The following is an 18,645-nucleotide window of genomic DNA, read 5'->3' as shown; positions in this document are numbered from 1 at the left end:
CCGATCATTCCTGATCTCCGAGGAACTCCGGCATGGTGGCATGGCCCGGACTGGACACACCCTCCCGCCGAACCGCCTTCCACACTGTCATAGCCAGAATCTTCAAATCAAGCCATAGCGAGTGGTTGTCCACATACCACACGTCCAGCTTGAACCGCTCCTCCCAGGAGAGCTCGTTACGCCCGCTCACCTGGGCGAGACCCGTGATACCTGGGCGAACCTCGTGCCGACGCGCCTGCTCTGGCGTGTAGCGATCGAGATACTCCACCAGCAGCGGCCGTGGCCCGACGAGGCTCATATCGCCTTTGAGCACGTTCCAGAACTCCGGCAGCTCGTCGAGCGACGTCGAGCGAAGGAGGCTGCCGAAGGCGGTGAGCCGCTCCGCGTCAGGGAGCAGCGCTCCACTCAAGTCACGGGCATCCGTCATCGTCCGGAACTTATACAGGCGGAAGACTCGGCCGTCCTTGCCAGGACGGTCTTGACCGAAGATCGCAGGCGAGCCGAGCTGGAGGCGCACCAGGCCGAGGAGCAACAGCAGGAACGGGCTCAGCACGGAGAGCGCTAGCAGCGAGACCAGAATGTCGAATGCGCGCTTCACCACACCACTCTCCGTCGCCTCCATGCGTCTACGCGAGCGCCGAACCAGGGCTGTCGGCAACGAGGTCTGGACGCAGCCGCGGTTGCACGGAACGTGTTCCTGGCCGGACGATGCGATACGGACGCCTAGTGGGCGTCCACGCCCTGAGTTGCCTCACCCACGAAGAAGCCACCCTCCTCAGCCGCCTCGATCATCTCTGCCACAGCACTCACCGAACCATCACGCCCGGAGTCCTCCAGCCTGAAGACAGGCCTCGACTTAAGCAGCTCCCGTCGCTTGTTGTCCAGGTCCGCTGTCGTGCCGATTCGACGTGCGGGCACTCCGGCAACGACGGTCCCCGCGGCGACATCTCTGCTGACCACCGCACCCGCCGCGACCACCGCATCGTCGCCCACAGAAACACCGGGGAGGATCAGTGAATCCGCACCAATATAGGCTCTGGCACCGATGGTGACGGGCGCACACCAGGTCACACCCAACCGCCGATTGCTCGACGCGTCATGACAGAGAATGCGTGCACCGGCGACCAGGGTTGCCTGGTCGCCTATCGAAATCAGGTGGCCATAGCTCCAGTCTAGGTTCACGTGCGGACCGATATAGACATCACGGCCCACTCGAAGGTTAGCGGGTAGGGCGGGATCGCCCACCCACATGCTCCGAAGAGCCAGCAGCACAGAGCGAAACGCCACGGCCCCGTCACCTCCCGCTACAATGTCGTTCAGTGAATCCTACCAGAGCCCCGTGCAGCAGAGCGGGACCAGCCGCGGAGGTTCTGCTGTGGTCGACAGCCGAAACACGGGAAGAATCGCATACCTCACGCTGCAGGCCACGCAGGAAGGCCAGGCCGCTCACGCGCACGTGAACGAAATCGTTTCCGGGCTCCGCGACCTCGGCTGGGGTGTCGATCTGTACGAGCCGACGTACACAGACGCGAACCCGGGGGTGCTCTCGCGTCTTGCTGAGTTTCGGACGGTGCAGCGTCTGCTAGCGACCGCAGTCGACCGCTACGACGCCTTGTACGTTCGCGCCCACCCGTTCGCCTTCCCGGCCGCTCGTGCGGCCGCTGCCGCGGGTGTCCCGGTGATCCACGAGTGCAACGGTCCCTACCAGGACGTGTTCGCTGCATGGCCGGCGGTGCGGCCGCTCCGCCCGCTCATCGTGTACTGGCAGCGAACGCAATACCGCCGGGCGGCGGCGCTCATCGCCGTGTCGGACGCGCTCGCCGAGTGGCTTCGCGCCGAGGCGCCGGACGTGGAGGTGTCGGTCATCCCCAACGGTGCGAACACCCTGCTGTTCTCACCCGACGCTCCGCCCCGTCAGGGCCTTCCCCCTCGTTACGTGACCTTCTTCGGCGCGCTTGCGCCGTGGCAAGGCGTCGACACGATGCTCGAGGCGGCGCACTCCGCCGAGTGGCCGAAGGACGTCGCGCTGGTGATCGCGGGCGACGGTGCCCTACGGACGTCGGTTGAACGCGCGACTCGCCTGTCGGACCGGGTCGTGTACCTCGGCACCATTCCCTATCGGGAGGTCCCCGGGCTGGTGACAGGCAGCGTCGCGGGGCTGAGCGTCCAGGACGCCGTGCCCGGAAGACCGCTCCCTTCGGCAGTGAAGGTGTTCGAGATACTCGCCTGCGGACGTCCGGCTATTGTGTCCGAGGCGAGTGGCACAGCTGCCATCGTCCGTGCCCACAGCTGTGGGGTCGTAGTCCCGGAGGGTGACGCCCACGCAATCGCGAGGACGGTCGCCGAGGTGGCCGGGCAGCCGGAAGCGGCCACCGAAAGCGGCGCGAGGGGTCGCCGCGCGGTTCTTGCCGAGGCCACATGGACTGCTCGTTCCGCTGCGACAAGTCGTGTCATCGAACGCGTCCTCGAGCGAACACGGACGGTATAGTGGCGGCACGACCTACACGGCTTGAAGGAGTACCAGGTTGACGGTGACCACTCGCGATATCGTCTTCACCGGCCAGGGGAGATGGGCTGCGCTCCTCGCAGAGGGACTCCGCGACCACGCAGGGCTTCAGGTCACTGTCGCGCCCCTCGACCGCGTGACAGACGCGCTCCGATCGTCCGTGTGGCTGGCGCTGGCTCGCGCTAACGTCGTCGTTCGCATCGGCTTCCGACCAGGCGCGCGAACATGGCGCGGGCGCCTCGCAGATGCCGCCCTGCGCGCAGCGCGGCAGCTGCACCCGGGTCAGAAGACCGCGTACTACTGGATAGGGACCGACGTGCAGGGACTCACGCGAGACGCCGAAGCCGACGTCTGGCCGCGCTGGCTGCAACGCGAGCTTGCAGCGGCCAGACACGGAGCCGTCGCCCAGCGCCTCGTGGACGAGCTGGCCCAGGTGGGCGTGGATGCGGATCTCCTACCACACCCGCCCATGAATCGCGCGACGGGCACCGGCGTGGCACCGCTCCCCGCACAGTTCTCCGTTCTCACCTACATCCCGGATGCGCGACCGGAGTTCTACGGCGCCCCTGCGGTATTCGAAGCCGCGCGTCAGCTGCCGGACGTCCACTTCAGGGTGCTTGGGGGAACCGGTAGCGGCGTGACGCCATCCAACATCGAGTTCCTCGGCTGGCAGGAGGACCCCGCCCGTTGGTTCGTCGAGTCTTCGTGTCTCGTGCGAATGGTGGAGCATGACGGCTGCGGCGGAACCGTGCTCGAGGCTCTCTCCTATGGTCGGCCGGTCATCTACTCGTACGACCAGGAGGGCGTCATCTTCGTCCCGTTCGGTGACACGGACGCACTCGTGAAGGAGCTCCGTGCACTCTGCGAGCGTCATGTCACAGGCGAACTCCTTGCCAACGAGGTGATCGCTGCCTCAACGCGCGAACGCTATTCGCCTGAACGCTGCTACCCCCGTCTGGCCGAGTGGCTCCGGAGTGCCGCCGCAGAAGGTGCCGCGTGAAGGTCATCATCGTCTGCCTCGAGTTCGCGCGGATGCAGCGGGCCCGCAGTCTGGCCGAGGGCCTGAGCCTGGCCGGACACGAGGTCGTCTACGTGACCGCGGAGGCCAGGGCGGCCGATCCTTGCTACGCGACGATCGTCGTGCCGTTCCAGAGTGCTGGCGGAAGGGTGAAACGAGCGGTGGGCTTGGGTGCCGAGGACAACATCGCCCAGGTCGCGCGTACAAGAGGTCGCTTCGCCGAGCGTATCGTACGCACCGGGGCATCGTTTTACGAGACGTTCTTCCAGCACCCCGATAGGTTTCACGGATGGATTGGTGCTTGTCGGCGCCAACTGCGTGCGCTTCCGGCGGAGCTGGGAAATGCCGACATTGTGATCGCTTCGTTCTCACCCGCAACCGCGCTCGTGGTGGGTCGAGCACTCGCTCAGCGGTTGAGGGTGCCCCTTGTACTCGACTTCCGCGACCTCTGGACTGACAACGGAACGTACCGCTTCCGCGGCATTCGGCGAACGATCGACCGATGGTTGGAGCGGCGACTCATCCGCGCGGCATCTGCATTGACGTCGGCCGCGCCCGACTTCACCGCGACCCTCGAGCGGCGCTATCCAGGTGTGCTCGCCACCACTGTCTACACGGGCGTCGATACCGCGCCATGGCAGACCCCGGAAGAACGGATGCCGGACGGCACGCTGCGCTTCGGCCATTTCGGCGTGTGGTACGCAGGACGGCGTACGATCCGGCCCCTGCTCGAGTCGGTACGCAGGCTGGCGAACAGCGGACGCATCGATCCCGCGCGGGCCGAAGTGCACATGTACGGCTACGTCGACGATACAGTGTCGCGCGATGCCACCGAAACGGGCCTCGCGGACGCACTCCACCTCCACGGCTGGATTCCGCCGTCCGATGTGCCCGCCGCAGTCGGCACCGTCGACATCGCACTGCTCCTCGCGTGGCCCGAGGACGTCTCGAGCGTGCCACTCAAGACCTATCACTACCTCGCCGCCGGCAAGACGATCCTGTTGCTCGGCGCGCGCCCTGAGAGCGAGATGCGCCGAATACTCGAGCCGCTGCCGGGCGTGGACTGCCCGGACACGCCCGAGGAACTCGATGCGTGTGTGCTGCGGTACTGGGAGATGGCACGGGCCCGGGCGAGCTTCTCGTGGACGCTCGAGACGCGTCCGTTGCCGTTCACGCGTGACACCATGACCTCCGAGTTCCTTCGGGTCATCGGACAGGCATGTACACTGTAGGCGCATCATGCGAACCGGGCCGGAGCTCCGCAGGGGAGGCATCGCTCATGCAGGAAGCGTCGCCTGGCGACCACGCTCCAACACCCATCGGAATCGCGGCGCTCAACGAAGCCGAAGGTGGTCGGATACCCCTCACCCCTGCCCTTCCAGCCTGGCAGCAGGACGGTGAACGCCGGCGCACGCAGACGATCGTGGCCGCGCTCGCACTGAAGCCAGGCGAAGTCTTCCTCGACGTAGGATGCGGCTTCGGAGGACTCCTGATCGCGCTCGGAGCCACCGGGGCCGAGTTGCACGGCGTGGATCTTGCCGAGTCCCGACTGCAGCGCGCGTCGCAGAACATCGCCGCGCACGGCTCGCGCGCTACCCTGCACGCCGGCAGTGCCACGGCACTCCCGTTCGCGCGGGAGATGTTCAGTGCCGTCTGCCTGTCCGAGGTACTCGAACACATCCCCGAACCCGATGCGGCGATCGCCGAGGCCCGCCGCATCCTGGTGCCAGGCGGCCGCCTTGTGGTGACCGTGCCGAACCAGGAGAACATCCGTATGGTCACCTGCATGCACTGCGGAGAGGCATCGCCGCTGAACGGCCATCTTCATTCTTTCGACTGCGCCGCGCTGGCGGCGCGCATGGAAGCGCATGGGCTGCGTGTGACCGAGTGTCGCCCTACCTACCTTCGGGTCAACGCCCGGCCCTTTGGCGGGCTCGCCCTGCGTCCGCTTCCCGCGAAGGCTTGGGTCGCGCTGGATCGCCGGGTCACGGGACGCTTCGGGACGAAGGGTGCGTGGCTGATCGCGGTCGCGCACACCCCCGGCGGTTAGGATGCAATCCGCCGACTCGGGCATCGCGAAGAGCGGCCTGCGGGACAAGTCGGCGAAGGCCGCGGCATGGAGTGCCCTCGGGCTCGTGCTGAGCCAACCCGTCGCGTTTCTGACCACGGTGGTGCTAGCCCGCCTCCTCCGGCCGAGCGACTTCGGGGTGATGGCGATGATCGGCACCGTGTTCGGACTCGCTACCATCCTGAACGACTTCGGACTCTCCTCTGCCCTCATCAGACGGCAGCATCTCTCGGACGAGGAGATCCACTCGGCGTTCTGGCTGAACATCTTCGTCGGTGTAGTCGTGTCCGGGCTGGGTCTGGCCGCAGCCGGGCTCGTGGCCGCCTTCTACCGCGCCCCCGAGGCGCGCCCGGTGATGATGGCGATGTCCGCCATGTTCCTTGTCGCCTCAATCGAGCTCGTGCCGCGCGTGCTGCTAACGCGGCAGTACAGGTTCCGAGCCATCGCCACGGCCGGTGTGGTGGCCGCCATCGTGGATGCACTCGTCTCGATTCCTGCGGCGCTTATCGGCTGGGGTGTATGGGCAATCGTCGCTGGCACCCTCGCAGCCGCGCTTGCCTCAGCGATAACCATGTTCGTAAGCGCAGGTTGGCGCCCTCGCCTCCACTTCGCCTGGCGCGAAGCAGTCTCGTTTGCCACCTATGGCGGCGTGCTGACACTCGCGGGAGTCGCCAACTTCTTCTCGGCAAACGTCGACAATGTCCTTGTCGGCCGCTTGCTTGGTGCTACATCACTCGGCCATTACGCGGTCGCGTTCAACCTGATGTCCATCCCCGCCCGGAGACTGCCCGCTGTGGTCTCGAAAGCAGCACTGCCAGGCTTCGCGGCGCTACAGGATGATGTCCAGCGGCTGCGTCGCGCATACCTCGATGTCGTTTCGTATTCTGCTCTGATCGCGGGCCCGATCCTCGCGGTGGCCGCAGTGCTGGCACGTCCACTGATCGAGGTCATCTACGGCCCGCAATGGAGCGCCGCAGTCCAACCCTTCACAGTCCTGTGCGCTGCGGGATACGCAATCGCCGTGACCACACTCGCTGGACTCGTCTTCAAGGCGTTCGCCCGGGCTGACCTGGAGCTGTGGTGGAGTCTCGCGATGCTCGTCGCGATCGGTGCCGGGGCAGCGCTCGGCGCACGGTGGGGCGTGCTGGGCATAGCCGTTGGAGTGACCGTGTCGACCGTGATCGTTCGCGGCGCGATGCAGGCTCACACCACCAGGTTGCTCGGACTCACCGGCCCCGCGTTCGCGTCGTCGATCGTACCGTCGCTGATGACAGCCGCGATTGCTGCCGCCGTGGCCGTGGGATTGCGACTCGCGCTGGAGGCCGTCGGTGCACCCAGTCTGATTCTTCTACCGTGCGCGAGCGCCGGCGGACTGGGACTCGCATGGCTCGTGATGCGCAACTCGCCCATGCGAGCGCCGCTACGCGAGCTCGAGACACTCGGGATGCGGGTCCTTCGCTCACTACCCTCTCGCACCAGTCACGCCTCCCCACCCGAGGAGGCAGGCGAGCGATGATGGGGACCCACTCCGCAGGTCCGCTCCACGGACTCCGTGTGACGATGCTGCTTGCGAGTCCCGTCACGTTCGACGCTCGCGTTCTGCGCGAGGCAACCGCACTTGCGGACGCCGGCGCCGATGTGGTGATCGCCTGTCTCGTGACGGAGCTGCAACCCGAGACCGTCGGCGGCATCCGGATCCGCGCCGTCGCGCCTCCCTCGATCCTCGGGGCCAACGGCCGACGCGTAGGTGCGCTTCGCAGGCGCGCGCAGTTGGCTCGTGCCTGGATCAGTCTCGCCACCGCTGACGATCCGGACATCATCCACTGTCACGAGATCTTCACGGTCTGGGTGGGGATGCTCCTTAGCACGCTCCGCCGCATAGCATTCGTCTACGACGCACACGAACTGTACCCGGAGACGTCAGGACACACCCGCAGAACCATCCGCAACTGGCGCATGCTCGAGTGGGCCGCCGTTCGCATGGCGTGGCTGGTCATCGCTGCGAACGACCTCCGCAGCCAGCGGATGGCGCACACGTACCGGACAGATCCCCCGCTCGCGATACGCAACGTGCCTCCGCTCCTGCCCCAGCGACCCGCACCTGATCCGCTCGCCGCCGAGATGAGAGCTGACGTCGCCGCGGACACACTCCTCATCTACCAGGGCGCCTTGAGTGACACGCGCGGTCTTGACGCCGTGGTTGATGCGATCGCCCTGCTTCCCGAGCGGTATCACCTCGCGCTCATCGGCAACCCGCCCCCCGCACCGCAGCTGGCCGCACGTCTCGCCGTGGCGGCCGAGCACGGGCGAGTCCATGTCTTCCCGCCCGTCAAGCCCGCCGAGATGCTCTCGTGGCTCGTTGTGGCTGACGCGGGGGTCGTCACATACGTGCCCGACTGCCTGAACAACAGCCTGTGTGCGCCGAACAAGATGCACGACTACGCGGCTGCAGGCCTGCCCGTGCTCGCCGCGAGCCTGCCCGGGGTCGAGCGCGACCTCGAGGAGTACGGTCCGGGCCTGTCGTTCACTCCCTGCGATCCGGAGTCGTTCGCCCGCGCGGCCGAGCAGCTCTTCACCGAGCCGGGGCTCCTCGAGCGTTCGCGCGAGGGCGCCCGGCGGATGCACGAAAGCCTCAACTGGCCGAACGAGGCCGAACGCCTGGTGGCTGCGTACACAGTGCTGCAGCACAGGCTTTGCGCCCGACGGAGGCGACCCTGATGCCTTCAGCCCTCTTCGTCACCACCGTCGACATCACTCTCGAGGCGTTCCTGCTGCCTTTCGCCGCACACCTCCGAGAGGCGGGCTGGCGCGTGGACGCGCTCGCCCGCGGCGCCGAGACCAACGACCGCATCGCGAGCGCTTTCGATGCACGCTTCGACGCGGGCTGGACGCGCAGTCCGTTCTCACCCGCAAGCATCGGCGCCATCCGCCGCGTGCGCCAGGTGGTCTCCGAAGGCAGCTACGACCTGGTGTGGGTTCACACGCCGGTGGCCGCGATGATCACTCGCTTCGCCCTCAGGAAGCGTGCTGGGCGCCCGGTCGTGATCTACACCGCCCACGGCTTCCACTTCTACGAGGGTGGCCGAAGTTTCGTGAATGCCGTCTACCGCACGGTTGAGCGCGCGGCTGCAGCGTGGACCGACTACCTCGTCACGATCAACGCCGAGGACTACTCGGCCGCGCGCGGCTTCAGGACGATTCCCCCCGAGCGCGTCTTGCGATTCCCGGGAATCGGGGTCGACCCCACTGGCTACGCCCCGTCATCGACAGCCGAGCGGGCACGCATGAGGACCGATCTCGGCGTGCCGCCAGACTCCATTCTGGTCACGATGATCGCGGAGTTCACCCCGAACAAGCGGCACGCACTCGCTCTGGCTGCGCTCGCCGAGGTGGAGACCCCGAATGTGTACGTGGCGTTCGCCGGGAACGGACCGCTACTCGATGAGGTGAGGCGAGATGCGGCTCGGCGCGGGCTGGAAGACCGAGTACGGCTCTGTGGCTACCGCCGAGACGTGCCGGCACTGCTGGGAGCGAGCGATGCGGTCATGCTTGTCTCTGCACGTGAGGGTCTCTCACGTTCACTACTCGAATCCATGGCCTCGGGTGTCCCCCTCATAGGAACCCCCACCCGTGGCATCGCCGACCTCATAGGCCGTGATGAGACAGGCTGGGTCGCCAAGTCGCACAGCCGCGAGGACCTATCCGCTGCCATCGATGCTGCTGCCGCTGATCCCGATGAGAGAATCCGCCGGGGTCGTGTCGGTCTCGAGCGAGCGAGAGCGGACTACTCAATCGCCAAAGTGCTTGACGCGTACGATGACCTGTTCGCGCAAGCACTAGAGGCGCAGACCTGAGCAGCCTGCTACCGGCGATACGGTGGCCAGTCGTACGGTCGATCGTAGTACTCCATCTGGCAGGTCAGATCCTCCACACGCTTCACAACGCGCGCCGGATTCCCAACGACAACGGCCCCGGCGGGTACGTCGTGAACGACCACCGAGCCAGCCCCGACGAGCGCGTTCTCACCGATCTCCACGCCTGGAAGGATCGTGCAGTTCGCCCCTATCCGCGCAAACCTGCGGACGATGGGTCCCCCAACACACTCCTTGTACCGTGGGCATCCCATCGGATGTGGATCGTCCGTGAACACCGTGTTGGGCCCGATGAACACATCGTCCTCTATAGTGACCATCTCGAGAAAGCATCCCGAGTGGATGCGGACGTTATTGCCGATGCGGTTGCCGAACTCCAGTACAGCGGTGGTCCCGATCGACACATCGTCCCCCACCACATTGTCTTCGCGCACTGAGGCGCCCTGGCCCGTCTGAAGGCGGTGCCCAAATGTCGATCCGGCGTACAGAGTCGTGAACGGCCTGACGACACAATCATCGCCCATCGACAGGGATGCTTCCCCTGGCTCGGTGCCTCGCGGGGGCTTGCCGACGATACACGGACCCTGGATATCGCACCCCGAACCGAAGGCAACTCCGGGGTAGACGATTGGGTCAATCCCGGCCCATTCCAACTCGCTCATACCGACTCCCTGCAACCACCGCGCATCGCGCGTTCAGCCGCTTCGAGTGTTCGGACTACCGCGCGGCCTGCACGTGCATCGGTCATGGGGCGCGCCCCGGTACGAATGCACTCAACGAAGTGCGACGCTTCGATGAACAGCGGCTCTGTCGACGCCAACTTCGGAGAGGTTATGTCGCCGGTCCTGTACGAGAGTTGGTACTCGCCGAAGGACTCCGGCTCGCGGAAGTCGACGCCGTGGTCGAAGACCTTCACCTTCTCCACATTCTCCGTGTCGTCGTAGACGAGCATCTTCTTGCTGCCGACGATCACGGTCCGGCGAAGCTTCACGGGTGACAGCCACGAGACTTCGACCTGTGCGACCATTCCCGATTCGTATCCCAGGCTCATGAACGCGACATCCGGGATGCTGCTGACGACACACCCGCGCCCGACCGTACCCACGCTCGAAGGAGTCTCTCCGAGCCAGTACTCGAGAATCGAGAGATCGTGGGGCGCAAGGTCCCAGATGACGCTGACGTCCCGCTGATGCAGACCCAGGTTCACGCGTGAGGAGGTGATGAAGTACACGTCACCCAACTCCCCCGACGCGATGATCTCCTTCACCTTCTGAACCGGCGGACTGAAGACGAACGTATGTCCAACCATCAGCACCTTGCCGCTCGACTCGCCAAGTGCCACGAGGTCGTCGGCCTCGGCTGCCGATGCGGTCATGGGCTTCTCAACGAATACGTGCTTGCCCGCAAGCAGCGCGGCACGGGCAATTGCATGGTGAGTCGTTATCGGCGTCGCGATAACGACCGCATCCACTTCTGGGTCGCCCAACACGTCGTCGAGCGACGTCGTGGTCTCCAGTGCGGGATACCGGGTCTTGGCCTCAGCGAGACGTCCCTCGTTCAGGTCGCACAACCAGGAGACGTAGACGTCAGGCAAGGCCCAGTAGTTCCGCAGAAGATTCGGTCCCCAGTACCCGAAGCCCACGAGTGCGACGTTGACAGTCATGCGTCCCCTTCCCATCCGCCAGATGCGGTTACGCTGCTCCACGCCCCACCAAGACGGCGGGAATCGTCTTCAGGCACAGCATGACATCCACCATCAATGACTGGTTCTTCGCGTACATCAGATCCTGGAAGATCATCTCATCGAAAGATACCGTGCTGCGACCGGCCACCTGCCACATCCCCGTGAGACCGGGGGTGACCATCATTCTCTGACAGTGCCAGGTCTCGTACACATCAACCTCGTAGGGTAGTGCAGGGCGCGGCCCCACAAGACTCATGTCTCCGAGGAGGACATTGAAGAACTGCGGCAGCTCATCTAAGGAGAACTTCCTGATGAAGCGGCCGACCGGTGTGATTCGATCGTCGACCTCAAGCTTCAGAAGCTCGCTTTCCTCAGACTCTTGGGCATCGGTTCTCGCACCCTTGATATGAGACGTCACAAACTCGCGATGGACTGCATCGTCGTTGTCAACGCGCATGGACCGCAGCTTCAGAAACCAGAACGTTTGGCCATCCCTGCCGACACGCTCCTGCCTGAACAGGACCGGCCCTGGGGAGCTCAGGCGAACTGCCAACGCCGCAGCCAAGATCACTGGAGAGAGCAGGATGATTCCCGCCAGGCTGCCCACGATGTCGAACGCACGCTTGAACATGTGCGCTCTGACACTCTCGAGACTGCGCCGTACACGAGCAACGGGCTGCTGAAAGAGCTCCGCGAGGATAGGCGTGACTTCGAGACCGCGGAGCAGCGGCGATACGACGAAGCAGTCCGCGCCCATGCGATTAGCCCATTCGATGACACCGAACACGTGCTGGGGTGGGACACTGGGAGCGTCTAGGAAGACGCAGCAGAAGTCGCCAAAGCCAGGAGCAGCCGCAGCGCTGGCCACACCCATTTCGCCGAAGAGATTCCTTTGCACGTCCAAGCCGGTGAGACGCTCAACGCGCGCGAAGCCGCGCAACTCGGCGAGCTTGCTCACTAGTTCGTCCGCGTATATCGAGTTGCCTACGACCCCAACGCGATCGGCAGCACGATTGCGCAGAGACGCGCGAAACCCGTGGTCTAGAATCGTCAACCGCAGAACGCTATCGAGAACGAGAAAGAGAACGAACGTGATCCCGGCGATGATGCGAGACTGCTCCACGCCGGAGGTCTTGAGAAGATAGACACCGAGCGCCGAAAGCACAAACGACAAGCCGGTGCTGCGCATGATCGTCCAGAGGTGGAGCGGTCGGGAGACGAACACTTCGCGCTCGTACAGCCCAAGCAACCTGCCGGACACGACCACCGCCACAGCGAACACGGCAAGCGACCAGTCGGCTGAGATCGGACCGCTGAGGTCGAACCATTTGACGCCAGGATTGTTGCGCAGGGCGAATGCCGCGAACCCCGCCAGCACTGCAGTCGCTGCATCCAATGCAGCAAGGCCCAAAGCGGTGGATGCCCGTTTCGAGATCATGAAGCCGCTGCGCCCTCCTGCTCTCGCGTATCAGCCCCGCACAGCGGCCATCAGATGCTGCACAACGTACTCGACCTGTTCGTCACTCATCCCAGGATACATCGGCAGAGAGAGAATCCGTCCAGCAAGGCGTTCTGCATTTGGAAAATCGCCAGCCGAGTAGCCGCGATGGTTGTACGCCGGGGTGAGGTGCAACGGCACGGGATAGTGGATGCCTGATTCGATACCGGCCGCGGACAGAGCGTCGCGCACGCGGTCGCGATCATCGATCTCGACGACGAAGAGATGGAACACGGGCAGACACCCTGCGGCGGTGGTGATCATGCGGATGCCATCGGCGCCTGAGAGTAGATCGTGGTAGCGCGCGGCAGAGGCCCGCCGCGATTCGTTCCAGTCATCAAGCAGGGGCAGTTTGCAGTTGAGGAAGGCGGCCTGCAGGTTGTGCAGTCGGTCGCAGTAGCCGACAACGGCATGTGTGTACTTGTCTGATTGGCCATGGTTGCGCAGAAGGCGAACTCGATCGGCGATATCGGGATCGTGGGTGACGACCGCTCCCCCGTCGCCCAGGGCGCCGAGGTTCTTGCCGGGATAGAAGCTGAAGGCCGACACGGCCCCGAGCGAGCCCGCGCGCCGGCCGTTGTACTCCGCGCCGTGCGCCTGGCATGCGTCTTCGACCACCGGGACGTTGTGCCGCTGACCGACCTCCAGAATCTCCCGCATCGCCGCAACCTGCCCGTACAGATGAACCGGGACAATGGCGCGCGTGCGCGTCGTGATCGCCGCTTCGATCTTGGCTGGATCCATGTTCGCCGTGTCCTGCAGGCAGTCCACAAAGACCGGCACTGCCCCGATGTGACTGACAGCTTCGGCAGTGGCGATGAACGTGTTCGCTGGAACGATGACTTCGTCGCCAGGACCCACGCCAACAGCCAGGTACGCCAGTTTGAGCGCATCGGTGCCCGACGAGACGCCGATACAATGGTCAGCGTTGCAGAACTCGGCGAACGCCCTTTCGAACTCAGCCACTTCCGGCCCGAGCGTATAGGCGGCACGATCGACGATTCCATGGAGCACGGCGCCATACTCGTCTCCGAGAGTCTTGGCCTGCATCTTCAAGTCAACAAACGGGACCCGCACGCGTCACTTCCTTCACTTCCGCGCCTGGATTGGCCGACGCAACGACAGAGGTAAGCGCTGCCTAGTGTACAGAAGTCGGCGGTGGCAAGACAGGACATCTCCGTTGTCTCTGGCCTTCAAAGCCGCCGGTACAGACGGTCGAGTTGCCTCAGCACGACGTCCCAGTTGTACACGGCCTTAATCCTGGCCCTCGCCATGCGTCCGAGGAGCTCGACTTCGTCCGGAGCCTGCAGCAGGCGCGACAGCTCGGCGGCAAGACTCGCTGCATCTTCGGACGCGAAGGTTCTCCCTGCCTCGCCTACAGTCTCAGCATTCTCGGGTATGTCACTCGAGATCACACAGCGTCCGTAGGACATAGCGGTCATGAGAGCGGGTGAGTTGCCCTCCACCAACGACGGCTGCACGTACAGCAACGCGTTCGCAAACAGCTGCTGCGCATCCTGGCCGTACACGTACCCCAGGAAGCGCACCCTACCGTCTTCCGTCGCCTTCAAACGAGTGACGTACGGTCCTCCGTCGGGACTGTCACCGACAATGACGAGAGGCAGGTCTGTCTCCAGCCGCTCATAGGCTTCGAGCAGTAGATGCACTCCCTTATCAGGTTTGAGCAAACCAACGAAGAGAACGTACTGCTCCGGTTCGAGTCCCCACTTGCCGAGCGCCTCGGCGCCGGGATCCTCGCGAATCTGCGCTGCGAGCGTGATCAGCTCGGGCACTCTGCCGAAGACCTTGCCGATGGTCTCCTGGGCCGTCGCGTTGTCCACGTAGACCGCATCGGCCCATCTGCACGCGGCACGGGCGGCGCTCCGCAGCGTGAGCCGCGCAAACCCGCCCCACTTCGGGCGGAGCCAGTCTGCCCCGTCCATGTACACAACGCTCTTCTTCCGGAGGAGCCTGGCCAGAGGCACGAACAAGCCGTTGCCCATGCCGTGATAGCTGATGACACTCGCACGAGTGGCGCCGGCATGAAGCGTTGCCAGAAGGGAATGGGTAAGCGTATCGAGGCTCTTGGTCGGAACGGACGGCAGCGAGATGAGCCGGACTCCCCTGTACGGACTGTGCGGTCGACGGTTGTAGTGCCATCTGCAATAGGCGGTGACGTCGTATCCCATAGCCGCAAGCCTGGTGGCCTTCTCTTCCGTCTCCCGCTCGCCACCTCCGGCCTTCGGCAGATCTGCCGGGAGACCGCGCATGCCGATGAACGCGACGCGTATAGGCGCACCCTCCGCCTGCTCTGCTATTCTGTCCACTTGAACCTGGAAACCCTTCATCGGCCGGTCCACGCCGGTGGCGTGATAGGAGAATACATGAAGAGAGTCTACATCGCAGGTGCGGGCGGGATGCTCGGCAGCGCCTTCTACGAAGAGTTCGAGCCGGCCTTCAAGCTGAAGTGCACCGACAAAGACGTCAACGAAGACTGGCTCACGTACCTCGACTTCCGGGATTTCGATCGCTATCGCGAGGATGTTCGCGAATTCGCTCCTGACTACCTGTTCCATCTCGGCGCACTCACCGATCTTGAGTACTGCGAAACGCATCCGGACGACGCCTATGCAACGAATGCGATCGCAGTCGAGAACGCCGTCCTCATCGCAAACGAACTCGATATCCCTGTCTTGTACATCGGTACCGCCGGCATCTTCGACGGGAAGCAGGACCAGTACGACGACTGGGACATCCCCAACCCCCTCGGGGCGTACGCTCGCGCCAAGTGGGCCGGAGAGCAGTACGTGCTACAGAACGCCCGCAGGTACCTCATCTGCCGCGCGGGCTGGATGATGGGCGGGGGGCCCCGCAAAGACAAGAAGTTCATCCAGAAGATGATGAGCCAGATCCGTCAGGGAAAGTCCGAGCTCTTTGTGGTCGATGACAAGCTCGGCACGCCCACTTACACACGGGACTTCGCACACAACACCCGGATGCTGCTGGAGAAGGAGTTCTGGGGGCTCTACAACATGGTGTGTCCCGGCATGACAAGCCGCTTCGACGTGGCGCAGACGCTCGTGGGCGAGCTTGGTCTTGCTGATCAGATCACAGTGACACCGGTGGATTCGAACTACTTCTCAGAGACATACTTCGCCCCCCGGCCCGACTGCGAGCGGCTTATGAACCGGAAGCTGCAACTCCGGCAGCTCGAGACCATGCGGCCCTGGCAGGATGCCCTTCGCCACTATCTCGACACCGACTACAGCGGCTATCTGGAGTCTTCTGACTGACACCTGTCGGGTACGGAGTACCTGCTCACCCTCGACGGCGAGCCTCGCTTCTGCGGATTGCCATCTCGTAGACATCCATGATGCGCGAATAGAAGAGCCCGAGGTCGTACTCGGCTGCTTTGCGAACCGCTCCGGCGTGCAGCCGCTCGGCCAACTCGCGGTCGGCCCACAGCCGCTGCATATGCTCCGCCCACTGCTGAACGTCTTCGGCGTCGGCAAGCAGGCCCGAGACGCCGTCTTCGACCAGCTCGGGTAGGCCTCCCAGACGGGAGGCGATGACAGGCAGACCGCTCGCCTGCGCTTCCATCACCGAATACGGGCAGTTCTCATACCAGCGAGACGGAACGACAACGTACGCAGCACGGCTCAGAGCCTCTTCGACCTCACGCGTCCCGAGTCGCCCCAGCCAACTCACACGGGCATCTAGCCCGAGCGTCTTCGACAACTCCTTCAGCGCGCCCTCTTCGGGTCCACCACCTGCTACCTCCAGCCGTCCTTCGGGCAGTGCCGCGAGAGCCCGGAGCACCGTGTGCACACCCTTCTCGACGCTCAACCGACCGACGAACAGCGCCGGTCCGCCGATGCTTGCAGGATGCGGAACCCACTGTGAACCGAGCCCGTTGCGAACGAACACGATCCGATCAGGCGTGACTCCGTACTGCACCATCTTGCCCTGCAAGAACATGCTCGGCGCAACGAATACATCCACCCACCGTTGAATGCGCAGCAGCCGATGAACCGCGCTCTCCAGTGCAGCCACCGTGCTAGCGGCGATCGAGCCCTTCTTGCAGCGACGAGTGATGCAGTGCAGGACATTGCCGCCCGCGCACCGCTCACACACGCCGTCCCCCGAGAGGAACGTACTGTTGGGACACAGCAGCCTGAAGTCGTGCAGCGTCCAGACGACGGGCACTTGTCTGTGCCGTAGCGTACGGAGTACAGAGGGGCTCAGATGACCGTGGATGGAATGCACGTGCGCTACATCTGGCATCCAATCGTCAAGCATCCGAGAAAGCTGTTGCGCCGTCTCAGGGGAGTAGATGGCACGTCCTGCGACACGGAGGCTGCTCCGCAGGGTCTTGCGCTCGTTCAGCGCCGCGAAGTCGATCTCTTCGACCCAGTACCGCGAATCTTCGCACTCAAGGTTCTCTGGATGGTGCATCGCGAAATGGCGGACCTCGTGACCCTCCTGCTCAAGCAACGACGTGAGCGAGAAGACGTGGGACATGTCGCCGCCGCGTAGGTAGTGATATGAGTGGACCATCAGGACTTTCACTGGGCCTCCATGAACGGAAGGTTCATCGCTGGGGCCGACGCAAAGACTCCAGTGTGCAATGAGTCACGACCTCCGGCGAAGCGTCCGCGCGGGAACGCCGCCGACCACCGTGAGACTCTCCACATCCTCGGTCACGACGGCACCGGCAGCGACGATCGAATGGTCGCCGACGCAGACGCCGTCCAGGATCACCACGTTCGCACCGAGCCAACAATCCGCTCCGATCACGATGCCCTTCCGTGTCTCTCCCTGCTCCCGAATAGGGATGTCCGTCCGCTCAAACGAGTGATTCTCCGCAATGAGCTTCGTAGATGGACCGAGCATGCTGTCGTTGCCGATAACGATGCGACCCTTGGCACCTAGGAAGCAGTCCTCGCTCACTCCCACCCGATCGCCGATTTCGATACCTTCACCAAGTTCGCGCAGCACGCTGGTGACCTCGATACGGACGCCGGGTCTAAGGGTCACGCCCCTCCCGAGGACGATTCCGATAGAGCCGAGACAATCAAGGTGGCAACCGTCCCCGATAGTGACACCAGGGCTCAGCCGAAGCCAGCGGGCATTGGTCACCGTCACTCTGCGACCGACGAACACGGGAAACGCGCAACCTGCACACCTAACGGAGAGGACGAGACCTCGAAGGGCCATCATCGACCGGCGTACAGCGAAGACGATCAGCGACCAGGTCTTGATGGACGGATCAATGTCGAATGCGGGGTCGCCCTTGATGGCTCTGGCGAGTCTCACCAAGAACCGTGAGCTAGCGCCGTGCCTGGATACGAGACCCTCATTCACAGTCCTTGCCCGAACCATGCTAATCCCCCAAGCCTGCGCGACTTTCCGACCAACACAATCGCGGCGAACGACTAGCCTGGTCAATCCAAGGATTGACCACCGTGGAGTTGAAATCCACTCCCTCACCAATCATGGCCTATCTCAGGCCGACTCATGTCGCCGTGTTTGCGCTCTCAGCGGTAGAGCGTCTGCTCGGAGATGCCGTGGGTGTTGTAGACATCGCAGGCCGCAATATCACCGCGGCCAGCCAAACCTGGGAATTCCACGATCTGCCCTTCGAAGAATCTATCTTGCCTCAGTACGCTCTGCTTCGTCTCAAGGAGACCCCAACATTTCAGACGGTACGCATTTCACGGTCAGCCAAGCATCGACCCACACAATCTGCCCTCAGTACTAGCGGCCCATCACACCAGCGAGGGTGAGACTGCCGCATGCTAGCTCCTCCCCAGCGCTCTACGGAGTGTTCGTCGGATTCGGGGCGGAATTCGCGCCTTCACGTACCCAACCACAATGTCGCGCCGGTGCGCGCGACGATACTGCTGAGCGATGCCCGATGCGCCTTCCCTCTGGAACGTGGAGAGCAACTGGGCACGCGACTCATCACTGATGGCCGGTCGAAGGAGCTGATCGTTGGT

At 64.1% G+C, this 18,645-nt stretch carries 17 protein-coding genes; 8 read left to right on the top strand and 9 right to left on the bottom strand.

The window, feature by feature from the left end:
* Nucleotides 1-4: 4 nt before the first annotated feature.
* Together Q7W51_05940 and Q7W51_05935 are read right to left on the bottom strand one after the other, a co-directional pair.
* Nucleotides 5-598 carry a sugar transferase gene (locus Q7W51_05940; GenBank protein ID MDO8847908.1) on the bottom strand — a complete coding sequence of 198 codons (594 nt, stop codon included), beginning with the start codon at nucleotides 596-598 and terminating at the stop codon, nucleotides 5-7.
* Nucleotides 599-723: 125 nt separating this feature from the next.
* Nucleotides 724-1,287, bottom strand: a complete 564-nt coding sequence (locus Q7W51_05935; protein ID MDO8847907.1) for a DapH/DapD/GlmU-related protein — start codon at nucleotides 1,285-1,287, stop codon at nucleotides 724-726.
* Between the two features lie 88 nt (nucleotides 1,288-1,375).
* Between Q7W51_05935 and Q7W51_05930 the strand changes: the two genes are divergently transcribed.
* The 7 genes from Q7W51_05930 to Q7W51_05900 are packed head-to-tail and all read left to right on the top strand — an operon-like array spanning nucleotide 1,376 to nucleotide 9,446.
* Nucleotides 1,376-2,488 (top strand): glycosyltransferase, encoded by a 1,113-nt coding sequence (locus Q7W51_05930; protein MDO8847906.1) that lies wholly within the window; start codon nucleotides 1,376-1,378, stop codon nucleotides 2,486-2,488.
* A 43-nt stretch (nucleotides 2,489-2,531) separates the two neighbouring features.
* Entirely contained in the window at nucleotides 2,532-3,506 is a 975-nt protein-coding gene (locus tag Q7W51_05925) for a glycosyltransferase (protein ID MDO8847905.1), read from the top strand.
* Nucleotides 3,503-4,756 carry a glycosyltransferase gene (locus Q7W51_05920; protein MDO8847904.1) on the top strand — a complete coding sequence of 418 codons (1,254 nt, stop codon included), beginning with the start codon at nucleotides 3,503-3,505 and terminating at the stop codon, nucleotides 4,754-4,756. Before Q7W51_05925 ends, Q7W51_05920 begins: the two co-directional genes overlap by 4 nt.
* A gap of 47 nt (nucleotides 4,757-4,803) precedes the next feature.
* The gene (locus Q7W51_05915) at nucleotides 4,804-5,574 is read left to right on the top strand and encodes a methyltransferase domain-containing protein (GenBank protein ID MDO8847903.1); all 771 of its coding nucleotides are present in this window, start codon (nucleotides 4,804-4,806) and stop codon (nucleotides 5,572-5,574) included.
* Between the two features lies 1 nt (nucleotide 5,575).
* On the top strand, nucleotides 5,576-7,108 hold the full coding sequence (locus Q7W51_05910) for a lipopolysaccharide biosynthesis protein (GenBank protein ID MDO8847902.1): 1,533 nt from the start codon (nucleotides 5,576-5,578) through the stop codon (nucleotides 7,106-7,108).
* Nucleotides 7,105-8,310, top strand: coding sequence for a glycosyltransferase family 4 protein (locus tag Q7W51_05905; GenBank protein MDO8847901.1), 1,206 nt, complete (start codon nucleotides 7,105-7,107; stop codon nucleotides 8,308-8,310). Before Q7W51_05910 ends, Q7W51_05905 begins: the two co-directional genes overlap by 4 nt.
* Nucleotides 8,310-9,446, top strand: a complete 1,137-nt coding sequence (locus Q7W51_05900; protein ID MDO8847900.1) for a glycosyltransferase — start codon at nucleotides 8,310-8,312, stop codon at nucleotides 9,444-9,446. Before Q7W51_05905 ends, Q7W51_05900 begins: the two co-directional genes overlap by 1 nt.
* A gap of 8 nt (nucleotides 9,447-9,454) precedes the next feature.
* On the opposite strand, the gene Q7W51_05895 is transcribed toward Q7W51_05900, so the two are convergent.
* The 5 genes from Q7W51_05895 to Q7W51_05875 form a co-directional block, all read right to left on the bottom strand.
* Nucleotides 9,455-9,898, bottom strand: a complete 444-nt coding sequence (locus Q7W51_05895; GenBank protein ID MDO8847899.1) for an acyltransferase — start codon at nucleotides 9,896-9,898, stop codon at nucleotides 9,455-9,457.
* Nucleotides 9,899-10,122: 224 nt separating this feature from the next.
* Nucleotides 10,123-11,127 carry a Gfo/Idh/MocA family oxidoreductase gene (locus tag Q7W51_05890; protein MDO8847898.1) on the bottom strand — a complete coding sequence of 335 codons (1,005 nt, stop codon included), beginning with the start codon at nucleotides 11,125-11,127 and terminating at the stop codon, nucleotides 10,123-10,125.
* 28 nt (nucleotides 11,128-11,155) lie between these two features.
* Entirely contained in the window at nucleotides 11,156-12,586 is a 1,431-nt protein-coding gene (locus tag Q7W51_05885) for an exopolysaccharide biosynthesis polyprenyl glycosylphosphotransferase (protein ID MDO8847897.1), read from the bottom strand.
* Nucleotides 12,587-12,616: 30 nt separating this feature from the next.
* Nucleotides 12,617-13,723 carry a DegT/DnrJ/EryC1/StrS family aminotransferase gene (locus Q7W51_05880; GenBank protein MDO8847896.1) on the bottom strand — a complete coding sequence of 369 codons (1,107 nt, stop codon included), beginning with the start codon at nucleotides 13,721-13,723 and terminating at the stop codon, nucleotides 12,617-12,619.
* A gap of 116 nt (nucleotides 13,724-13,839) precedes the next feature.
* The gene (locus tag Q7W51_05875) at nucleotides 13,840-14,973 is read right to left on the bottom strand and encodes a glycosyltransferase family 4 protein (protein MDO8847895.1); all 1,134 of its coding nucleotides are present in this window, start codon (nucleotides 14,971-14,973) and stop codon (nucleotides 13,840-13,842) included.
* Nucleotides 14,974-15,030: 57 nt separating this feature from the next.
* On the opposite strand from Q7W51_05875, the gene Q7W51_05870 reads away from it, so the two are divergent.
* Nucleotides 15,031-15,939 carry an NAD(P)-dependent oxidoreductase gene (locus Q7W51_05870; GenBank protein MDO8847894.1) on the top strand — a complete coding sequence of 303 codons (909 nt, stop codon included), beginning with the start codon at nucleotides 15,031-15,033 and terminating at the stop codon, nucleotides 15,937-15,939.
* A 25-nt stretch (nucleotides 15,940-15,964) separates the two neighbouring features.
* Here the strand turns inward: Q7W51_05870 and Q7W51_05865 are convergent, their stop codons facing one another.
* Both Q7W51_05865 and Q7W51_05860 read right to left on the bottom strand, forming a co-directional pair.
* Nucleotides 15,965-17,167, bottom strand: coding sequence for a glycosyltransferase (locus Q7W51_05865; protein ID MDO8847893.1), 1,203 nt, complete (start codon nucleotides 17,165-17,167; stop codon nucleotides 15,965-15,967).
* A gap of 111 nt (nucleotides 17,168-17,278) precedes the next feature.
* Complete coding sequence (locus tag Q7W51_05860; protein MDO8847892.1) at nucleotides 17,279-17,683, bottom strand: acyltransferase; 405 nt, start codon at nucleotides 17,681-17,683, stop codon at nucleotides 17,279-17,281.
* Nucleotides 17,684-18,645 lie beyond the last annotated feature (962 nt).

This window comes from Coriobacteriia bacterium, assembly GCA_030652115.1.
Classification (GTDB): domain Bacteria; phylum Actinomycetota; class Coriobacteriia; order Anaerosomatales; family Anaerosomataceae; genus UBA6100.
This window is presented reverse-complemented; position numbering and strand designations above follow the sequence as displayed.

Excerpts from the sequence above, each read along its gene's own strand:
- Q7W51_05915 (MDO8847903.1), top strand. The coding sequence starts at position 4,804 with ATGCAGGAAGCGTCGCCTGGCGACCACGCTCCAACACCCATCGGAATC.
- Q7W51_05910 (MDO8847902.1), top strand. The coding sequence starts at position 5,576 with ATGCAATCCGCCGACTCGGGCATCGCGAAGAGCGGCCTGCGGGACAAG.
- Q7W51_05905 (MDO8847901.1), top strand. The coding sequence starts at position 7,105 with ATGATGGGGACCCACTCCGCAGGTCCGCTCCACGGACTCCGTGTGACG.
- Q7W51_05900 (MDO8847900.1), top strand. The coding sequence starts at position 8,310 with ATGCCTTCAGCCCTCTTCGTCACCACCGTCGACATCACTCTCGAGGCG.
- Q7W51_05890 (MDO8847898.1), bottom strand. The coding sequence starts at position 11,127 with ATGACTGTCAACGTCGCACTCGTGGGCTTCGGGTACTGGGGACCGAAT.
- Q7W51_05885 (MDO8847897.1), bottom strand. The coding sequence starts at position 12,586 with ATGATCTCGAAACGGGCATCCACCGCTTTGGGCCTTGCTGCATTGGAT.
- Q7W51_05870 (MDO8847894.1), top strand. The coding sequence starts at position 15,031 with ATGAAGAGAGTCTACATCGCAGGTGCGGGCGGGATGCTCGGCAGCGCC.
- Q7W51_05865 (MDO8847893.1), bottom strand. The coding sequence starts at position 17,167 with ATGTCCCACGTCTTCTCGCTCACGTCGTTGCTTGAGCAGGAGGGTCAC.